This is a genomic window from Cupriavidus sp. NPDC089707, assembly GCF_044748965.1.
Taxonomy (GTDB): domain Bacteria; phylum Pseudomonadota; class Gammaproteobacteria; order Burkholderiales; family Burkholderiaceae; genus Cupriavidus.
Map to the genome: position 1 here is coordinate 1 of NZ_JBIVHB010000043.1, position 8,524 is coordinate 8,524.

The following is an 8,524-nucleotide window of genomic DNA, read 5'->3' on the forward strand; positions in this document are numbered from 1 at the left end:
ATAGCTACTCACGCGGCACGACGCATCTTCAGCTGCCAGGCGGTTCAGGGCTATGCCCAACTTTTCCTGGTCGGCCTTGGACTTCGGCTCGACGGCCTGCGAGATCACCGGCTCCGGGAACACCATGCGCTCGAGCACGATCGGGGCAGCCGGATCGCACAGCGTGTCGCCCGTGGTGGCGTCCTTCAGGCCCACCGCGGCGGCGATGTCGCCGGCCAGCACTTCCTTGATTTCTTCGCGCTGGTTGGCATGCATCTGCAGAATACGGCCGAGGCGTTCCTTCTTGCTCTTGACCGGGTTGTACACGGTGTCGCCCGAATTGATCTTGCCCGAGTACACGCGGAAGAAGATCAGCTGACCAACGAACGGGTCGGTCATGATCTTGAACGCCAGTGCCGAGAACTTTTCGTTGTCGTCAGCCTTGCGCTCGAGCTTCTTCTCGCTGTCGTCCTCGTCCGTGCCCGTAACCGGCGGAATGTCAACCGGCGACGGCAGGAAGTCGATCACGGCGTCGAGCATGCGCTGCACGCCCTTGTTCTTGAACGCGGTGCCGCACAGCATCGGCTGGATTTCGCAGGCGATGGTACGGTCACGCAGCGCCTTGACGATCTCGGCGCGGGTCAGCTCTTCGCCGCCCAGGTACTTTTCCATCAGCTCTTCGCTGGCTTCGGCGGCGGACTCGACCATCTTCTCGCGCCATTCGTCAGCGGTGGCTTTCAGCTCGGCCGGGATGTCCTGGTATTCGAACTTCACGCCCTGGCTGGCTTCGTCCCAGACGATCGCCTTCATTTCCAGCAGATCGACGACGCCCTGGAAGCCGTCTTCAGCGCCGATCGGCACCACGACGGGCACCGGGTTGGCCTTCAGGCGGGTCTTCAGCTGGTCGTAGACCTTGAAGAAGTTCGCGCCGGTACGGTCCATCTTGTTGACGAACGCCAGACGCGGCACCTTGTACTTGTTGGCCTGACGCCAGACGGTTTCCGACTGGGGCTGCACGCCACCCACTGCGCAGTACACCATGCACGCGCCGTCCAGCACGCGCATGGAACGCTCCACCTCGATGGTGAAGTCCACGTGGCCCGGGGTGTCGATGATGTTGAAGCGGTGCTCGGGGTAGTTGCCGCCCATGCCCTTCCAGAAGGCGGTGGTCGCAGCAGACGTGATGGTGATGCCGCGCTCCTGCTCCTGCTCCATCCAGTCCATGGTGGCCGCGCCATCATGCACTTCACCGATCTTGTGGTTCACACCGGTGTAGAACAGGATCCGCTCGGTCGTGGTGGTTTTACCCGCGTCAATGTGAGCCGAGATACCGATATTGCGGTAGCGCTCAATGGGAGTCTTACGAGCCACTTTAATCCTCTATTCGTCCGTGAGGCGCCGGCATCTCATGGCCCGCGCCCCTAACACAAACGGGCGAGATGTGTAAAAACACAGCCCGCCCGGCAACCAACAAACGCTATCGCGCGCTTAGAAGCGGAAATGCGAGAACGCCTTGTTGGCTTCGGCCATGCGGTGCACTTCGTCACGCTTCTTCATCGCGCCGCCACGGCCTTCCGATGCTTCCAGCAGCTCACCTGCCAGGCGCAGCGCCATCGACTTCTCGCTGCGTTTCTTCGCGGCCTCGCGCAGCCAACGCATCGCCAATGCCAGACGACGCGACGGACGGACTTCGACCGGAACCTGATAGTTGGCGCCGCCCACGCGACGGCTCTTCACTTCCACCACCGGCTTCACGTTGTTGATGGCAACGGAGAACACTTCGATGGGGGCCTTGCCTGCCTTCTTTTCGATCTGGTCGAACGCGCCATAGACGATACGTTCGGCAACCGACTTCTTGCCGTCCAGCATCAGCACGTTCATGAACTTGGCAACTTCAACGTTGCCGAACTTCGGATCAGGCAGAACATCCCGCTTGGGGACTTCACGACGACGTGGCATCTTCTTTCCTTTAGATTCAGTTGAGAGCGCGGTCAGTTGTTTCCGCTCTCCGGCCACCAACTAGCTTGCATGCAATAGACAGCAAATTCGCCGGGTGACCACTTACTCGACGGCACGGTTGCCAAAAAGGCGCTCCGTTGTACCGCCGCCTGGTGACAGCACCATGACTCGCGCCACAGGCTATCGTTTGTTTGCTGCTTTGGGTCTCGCAGACCCAGGCACCCTAAGCTTAGGCCGCCTTCGGACGCTTCGCGCCGTACTTCGAACGGGCCTGCTTGCGGTCCTTCACGCCTTGCAGATCCAGCGAGCCACGGACGATGTGGTAACGCACACCCGGCAGATCCTTCACACGGCCGCCGCGGATCAGCACGACTGAGTGTTCCTGCAGGTTGTGGCCTTCACCGCCGATGTACGAAATGACTTCGAAACCGTTGGTCAGGCGCACCTTGGCGACCTTACGCAGTGCCGAGTTCGGCTTCTTCGGCGTCGTGGTGTACACGCGGGTGCACACACCACGGCGCTGGGGGCAGTTCTCAAGCGCCGGGCTCTTGCTCTTGACGACTTCAGAGACGCGCGGCTTGCGAACCAGTTGGTTGATAGTTGGCATTGTTCAATCCAGCTTGGTTTTACGAAAAACGCCCCTCGCGCCGGCATGCGCCAGGCTGGAGAGGCAACTACGGGTTTTTGGGCGGGAGAGATGAGCGGACGCGCTCTGGGGACGGGACTGTGCGGTAACAGCATGCCAAAGAGCGCGAGCCGGCACCCGGATCCCGCATCTGCCGCCACCGGTCCATCAAAACCGGTCCGGAAGGCTTGCCGGCAGCGGCATGAAAGCCACTTATCCGACGGGCGAGCGAAATCCGAAGCCAAAAACTCGAATCTGGCATCCTAGCAGCGGAATCGTATACCGTCAAGCCGTATACCCGACTGAAACCAGCGGCGGCTAGACCCCGCGCAGGGTGTCGAGGATGCCCTGACCGTAGCGCTCCAGCTTGGATGCACCAATCCCGGGAATGCCTTGCATTGCCGAGAGCGAGTCCGGCGCAGTGCGCGCCAGTTCGGCCAGCGTGGCGTCATGGAAGATCACGTAGGCCGGTACGCCGTGCTCGCGCGCGGCCTCGGTGCGCCAGCGGCGCAGCGCCTCCCAGTTGGCCAGCGTGTCGGCATCCATGTCCGCGGTATGGTCGATGCGGTTGCCGCGCGCCGCGCGTTCGCCGGACTTGCCCGGCTTGGCAGCCTGGCGTCGCAGGATGATCTGTCGCTCGCCCTTGAGCACTTCGCGCGCGCGCTCGCCCAGCAGCAGTGCGCCGTGGCCGCCATGGTCGATCATCAGCAAACCCTGGGCGATCAGCTGGCGGAAGACCGTATGCCACTCATGCACCGAACGGTCCTTGCCGATGCCGAAGGTCGATACCTTGTCATGGCCCCACTGCTTGATCTTCTCCGAGGCATTGCCGCGCAGCACGTCGATCAGGTGCGTCGCGCCAAAGTGGATCCGGCTCGCCTGGGCGGTGCGGTACACGCATGACAGCGCCATCTGCGCCTCGCGCGTGCCATCCCAGGTGGCCGGCGGCTCCAGGCAGGTGTCGCAGTTGCCACAGGGCTCGCTGGCTTCATCGAAGTAGGCCAGGATGCGCTGGCGCCGGCAGCCGGCGGTTTCGCACAAACCCAGCAGCGCATCGAGCTTGGACGACGACACGCGCTTGAACGCCTCGTCCGCCTCGGACTCATCGATCATGCGCTTCTGCTGCACCACGTCGCCCAGGCCGTAGGCCATCCAGGCATTCGCGGGCAAACCGTCGCGGCCGGCACGACCCGTCTCCTGGTAGTAGCCCTCCATGCTCTTGGGCAGGTCCAGGTGAGCGACGAAGCGGACGTCCGGCTTGTCGATCCCCATGCCGAAGGCAATGGTGGCCACCATCACCAGCCCTTCTTCCTCGCGGAAGCGTGCCTGGTGGCGCTGGCGCGTGCCGGGATCCATGCCGGCATGATAGGGCAGCGCGTTGATGCCCTGCCCTTCCAGCCACGCCGCGGTGTCTTCCACCTTCTTGCGTGACAGGCAATAGACGATGCCGCTGTCGTGAGTGCCGTCGGCGGCGGCGTGCTCGGCCTTGATAAAGGCCAGCAACTGCTGGCGCGCATTGTCCTTCTCGACGATGCGGTAGCGGATATTGGGCCTGTCAAAGCTGGAGATGAAAACGCGGGCGTCATCCAGCGCCAGTCGCTCGATGATCTCGTTGCGCGTCAGCGCGTCGGCGGTGGCGGTCAGCGCAATGCGCGGCACGTACGGGAAGCGTTCGTGCAGCACCGACAGCTGGATGTACTCCGGCCGGAAATCATGGCCCCACTGCGATACGCAATGCGCCTCGTCGATGGCGAACAGTCCGACGCGGGTCCGCTCGAGCAGGTCGAGGAAGCGGGGCGTCATCAGCCGCTCGGGTGCGACGTAGAGGATTTCCACCCTGCCGGCCAGCAGGTCGCGCTCGACGGCGGACGCTTCCGAACCGGTCAGCGTCGAATTCAGCACCGCGGCGCGCACGCCGGCTTCGGTCAGCGCCGCGACCTGGTCCTGCATCAGCGCGATCAACGGCGATACCACGATGCCGACGCCCTGCCCTGTGCGCTGGCGCAGCAGCGCCGGAATCTGGTAGCACAGCGACTTGCCGCCGCCGGTCGGCATCAGCACCAGGCTGTCGCCGCCTTCGGCAACGTGGTCGATGATCTCGGCCTGGCGCCCGCGGAAGGCGTGGTAGCCGAAGACATCTTTAAGGATCGCCAGTGCTTGCGACATGGACTGCGGAATTGCTGGAGCCGGAAAAGCCGTAACCTTACCACTAAGAAACCCGGCCACCGCGCCCGGCTTCCAAACTCTCCGACGTTTCTCACGAAAGGTCACGCCACACGCGTGAACAAAAAAAAGCCCGGCTGGATCAGCCGGGCTTTTGTGACCGCCTTGCGGCGGGCAATCACTACTGCACGATCAGGCGTTGTCGCCTTCACCTTCGGTCGTCGCCTGCACCACCGGCGTCGGCTCGATGAAGAGCGACTGCTCTTCTTCGGCGATCGCCTGGGCGCGTTCGCGCTCGGAGGCCTCGCGCGCCTTGCGGGCACGGTGGTAGGCCAGGCCGGTACCGGCCGGGATCAGACGACCCACGATCACGTTTTCCTTCAGACCACGCAGGTCGTCGGTCTTGCCCATGATCGCGGCTTCGGTCAGCACGCGCGTGGTTTCCTGGAACGATGCCGCCGAGATGAAGCTGTCGGTCGACAGCGACGCCTTGGTAATACCCAGCAGCAGGTTCTCGTAGGTCGCCGGACGCTTGCCTTCGGCGATCACGCGGTCGTTCTCGTCGAGCAGTTCCGAGCGCTCCACCTGTTCACCCGGGATGAACTTGGTGTCGCCCACGTCGGCGATCTGCACACGACGCAGCATCTGGCGAACGATCACCTCGATGTGCTTGTCGTTGATCTTCACGCCTTGCAGACGGTACACGTCCTGGACTTCGTCCACGATGTAGTGCGCCAGCTCTTCGATGCCCTTCAGGCGCAGGATGTCGTGCGGGTCCGCCGGACCTTCCACGATCATTTCGCCCTTGTTCACCACCTGGCCGTCGTGCACCAGCACCTGCTTTTCCTTCGCGATCAGGAACTCGTGGGCATTGCCGTCCAGGTCGGTGATGACCAGGCGCTGCTTGCCCTTGGTGTCCTTGCCGAACGAGGTCGTGCCGGTGACTTCCGCCAGCACGGCGGCGTCCTTCGGCGAACGCGCTTCGAACAGCTCGGCCACACGCGGCAGACCACCGGTAATGTCGCGGGTCTTCTGCGATTCGGTCGGGATACGCGCGAGCACTTCACCCACGTGCACCTGCTGGCCGTCCTTCACGGTAATCAGCGCGCCGACCTGGAAGCCGATGGTCACGGAGTGGTCCGTGCCCGGGATCTTCACTTCCTGGCCATTGGCGTCGAGCAGCTTCACCTGCGGGCGGATGCCCTTGGTTGCAGCCGTGCGGCGCTTGGCGTCGATCACCACCAGGGTCGACAGGCCGGTGACTTCGTCCATCTGCTTGGCGACGGTCACGCCTTCTTCGACGTTCTCGAACTTGGTCGTACCGGTGTATTCCGAAACGATCGGGCGAGTCAGCGCGTCCCACGTGGCCAGCTGCGTGCCAGCCTTGATGGCCTGGCCGTCCTGCACCAGCAGCGTGGCGCCGTACGGGATCTTGTGGCGTTCGCGCTCGCGGCCGTGGTCATCGGTGATCAGCGCCTCGCCCGAACGCGAGATGACGATCAGTTCGCCCTTCGCATTGGTGACGTAACGCATGGTCGCCGTGAAACGCACGGTGCCGGTTGCCTTGGCTTCCACGCTCGATGCCACTGCCGCACGCGATGCCGCGCCACCAATGTGGAACGTACGCATGGTCAGCTGCGTGCCCGGCTCACCGATCGACTGGGCGGCAATCACGCCAACCGCTTCGCCGGAGTTCACCAGCACGCCGCGGCCCAGGTCGCGGCCGTAGCACTTGCCGCACAGGCCGTAGCGCGTGTCGCACGACAGCGGGGTGCGGACCTTGACTTCGTCCACGCCGATGTTGTCGATCAGTTCGACCAGGTCTTCGTCCAGCAGCGTGCCGGCTTCGATCGCGGTTTCCTGGGTTTCCGGGTTGACCACGTCGGCCACGGTCACGCGGCCGAGGATACGGTCGCGCAGGGCTTCGATCACTTCACCGCCTTCGACCAGGGCCTTCATGGCCACGCCGTTGGAGGTGCCGCAATCGTCTTCCACCACGACCAGATCCTGCGTCACGTCGACCAGACGACGGGTCAGGTAACCCGAGTTCGCGGTCTTCAGTGCCGTATCGGCCAGGCCCTTACGTGCGCCGTGGGTCGAGATGAAGTACTGCAGAACGTTCAGGCCTTCACGGAAGTTCGCCGTAATCGGCGTTTCAATGATCGAGCCGTCCGGCTTTGCCATCAGGCCACGCATACCGGCCAGCTGGCGGATCTGCGCGGCGGAACCCCGTGCGCCCGAGTCGGCCATCATGTAGATGGAGTTGAACGACTCTTGCTTCACGGTCTTGCCTTCGCGGTCGACCACGTCTTCGTGCTGGAGCTGCTCCATCATCGCCTTGCCCACCTGGTCGCCGGCGGCGCCCCAGATGTCCACGACGTTGTTGTAGCGTTCCTGGTCGGTCACCAGACCCGACATGTACTGCTTGTCGTATTCCTTCACCTTGGCCGAAGCCTCGGCGATGATCTTTTCCTTCGCGGGCGGCACCAGCATGTCGTCGATCGCGATCGAGATACCGGCGCGGGTTGCCAGGCGGAAGCCCGACTGCAGCAGCTTGTCGGCGAAGATCACGGTCTCGCGCAGGCCGCAGCGGCGGAACGCCGTGTTGATCAGGCGCGAGATTTCCTTCTTCTTCAGCGGCTTGTTCAGCACCGAGAACGGCAGGCCCTTGGGCAGGATCTCGGACAGAATCGCGCGGCCGACCGTGGTGGCCTGCAGCGTGATCTTGGGTGCGAAACGGGCGTCGCCTTCGGCGTCCTTGTCGACCAGCTCATACTCGGTGATACGCACGTTCACGCGCGAAGCCAGTTCGACTTCCTTGTTCTCGTAGGCGCGGATCACTTCGCTGATGTCGGCAAAGGTCATGCCCTCGCCGCGGCCGTTGATCTTGTCGCGGGTCGTGTAGTACAGACCCAGCACCACGTCTTGCGACGGCACGATCGACGGGTCGCCGTTGGCCGGGAACAGCACGTTGTTGGACGCCAGCATCAGGGTGCGGGCTTCCATCTGCGCTTCCAGCGACAGCGGCACGTGGACAGCCATCTGGTCACCGTCGAAGTCGGCGTTGAACGCCGCGCAGACCAGCGGGTGCAGCTGGATGGCCTTGCCTTCGATCAGCACCGGCTCGAACGCCTGGATGCCCAGGCGGTGCAGCGTCGGCGCGCGGTTCAGCATCACCGGATGCTCGCGGATCACCTCTTCGAGGATGTCCCACACCACCGGGGTCTGGCTTTCGACTTCCTTCTTCGCCGCCTTGATGGTGGTGGCGATGCCCATCGTTTCCAGCTTGTGGAAGATGAACGGCTTGAACAGCTCGAGCGCCATCAGCTTGGGCAGGCCGCACTGGTGCAGCTTCAGCGTCGGGCCCACCACGATGACCGAACGGCCCGAGTAGTCGACGCGCTTGCCCAGCAGGTTCTGACGGAAACGACCGCCCTTGCCCTTGATCATTTCGGCCAGGGACTTCAGCGGACGCTTGTTGGCGCCGGTCATCGCCTTGCCGCGACGGCCGTTGTCCAGCAGCGAGTCAACCGCTTCCTGCAGCATGCGCTTTTCGTTGCGCACGATGATCTCAGGCGCCTTCAGCTCCAGCAGGCGCTTCAGGCGGTTGTTACGGTTGATGACGCGGCGATACAGGTCGTTCAGGTCAGAGGTCGCGAAGCGGCCGCCGTCCAGCGGCACCAGCGGGCGCAACTCGGGCGGCAGCACCGGCAGCACTTCGAGGATCATCCACTCGGGCTTGATGCCCGAACGCTGGAAGGCCTCGAGCACCAAAAAAAAAAAAAAAAAAAAAAAAAA

The 8,524-nt window shown here is 63.4% G+C and carries 5 protein-coding genes; all 5 read right to left on the reverse strand.

Features of this window, described 5'->3' with window-relative positions:
- Positions 1–1,350 (reverse strand): elongation factor G (fusA, locus tag ACIP1U_RS31930; RefSeq protein WP_400323755.1); only part of this gene is annotated, 1,350 nt, incomplete at its 3' end.
- A 117-nt stretch (positions 1,351–1,467) separates the two neighbouring features.
- Positions 1,468–1,938, reverse strand: a complete 471-nt coding sequence (gene rpsG, locus ACIP1U_RS31935) for a 30S ribosomal protein S7 (protein ID WP_010810459.1) — start codon at positions 1,936–1,938, stop codon at positions 1,468–1,470.
- A gap of 229 nt (positions 1,939–2,167) precedes the next feature.
- Positions 2,168–2,545, reverse strand: coding sequence for a 30S ribosomal protein S12 (gene rpsL / locus ACIP1U_RS31940; RefSeq protein WP_010810460.1), 378 nt, complete (start codon positions 2,543–2,545; stop codon positions 2,168–2,170).
- Between the two features lie 336 nt (positions 2,546–2,881).
- The gene (recQ, locus tag ACIP1U_RS31945; protein ID WP_400323761.1) at positions 2,882–4,729 is read right to left on the reverse strand and encodes a DNA helicase RecQ; all 1,848 of its coding nucleotides are present in this window, start codon (positions 4,727–4,729) and stop codon (positions 2,882–2,884) included.
- A gap of 189 nt (positions 4,730–4,918) precedes the next feature.
- A partial coding sequence (rpoC, locus tag ACIP1U_RS31950; RefSeq protein WP_400323764.1) for a DNA-directed RNA polymerase subunit beta' occupies positions 4,919–8,524 on the reverse strand: 3,606 nt, incomplete at its 5' end.